This window comes from Lamprobacter sp., assembly GCF_034860625.1.
In the GTDB taxonomy this organism is placed as follows: domain Bacteria; phylum Pseudomonadota; class Gammaproteobacteria; order Chromatiales; family Chromatiaceae; genus Lamprobacter.
Map to the genome: position 1 here is coordinate 1 of NZ_JAYESN010000674.1, position 811 is coordinate 811.

Annotated in this window: 1 protein-coding gene; it reads left to right on the top strand. The window is 66.3% G+C overall.

The window, feature by feature from the left end; all coding sequences use genetic code 11:
• Positions 1 to 811, top strand: an 811-nt coding sequence (locus VBE63_RS30685) for a glycoside hydrolase 100 family protein (protein ID WP_323686730.1), incomplete at both ends; no start/stop codon positions are given.

Sequence of the window (811 nt, forward strand, 5' to 3'; positions counted from 1 at the left end):
TGGCTACCCGATCGATATCCAGGCGCAGTTCTTCGCCGCGCTCTGTGCGGCCGCCGATCTGCTCGACGCCGATGAGCCGGCGAACACGCGCTATCGCGATGCCCTGCAAGAGCGTCTGCCGCATCTGACCCATCATGTGCGCAGCTACTATTGGCTCGACCTCGCGCGGCTGAACCAGATCTATCGCTATGGGATCGATGAATACGGACCGGCCGCGGTCAACAAGTTCAATATCCATCCCGATGCCATCCCCGACTGGCTCATGGACTGGCTGCCAGAGAACGGCGGCTATCTGCTCGGTAACGTCGGTCCCGGCCGGCTCGACTATCGCTATTTCGCCCAGGGTAACCTGCTCGCCTGCGCGGCCGGCCTGGCGACTGAGGAGCAGACCGCCGCCCTGATGCAGCTGATCGCGCAGCGTTATGACGACCTGATCGGCCAGGTGCCGCTCAAGCTCTGCTTCCCGGCGCTCGAAGGCCAGGACTGGCGCATTCTGACCGGCTGCGACCCGAAGAACCGCCCCTGGTCCTACCACAATGGCGGCAACTGGCCAGTGCTCCTCTGGCTGCTGGCCCTGGTCGGGCTGCGCACCGGTGCCGATGAGCTGGTCGAGCGCGCGCTCAGCGACGCCGAGCGGCGGTTGGTCCAAGACGACTGGCCTGAATACTACGACGGCCGTCGCGGCCGCCTGGTCGGTCAGCAGGCACGCCGGCATCAGACCTGGAGCGCTGCCGGCTATCTGGTCGCCTGCCAACTGCTGGAGCGCCCCGAGCGGATCGAATGGCTGCACCTGGGCCGCTCGGTGGAGGGC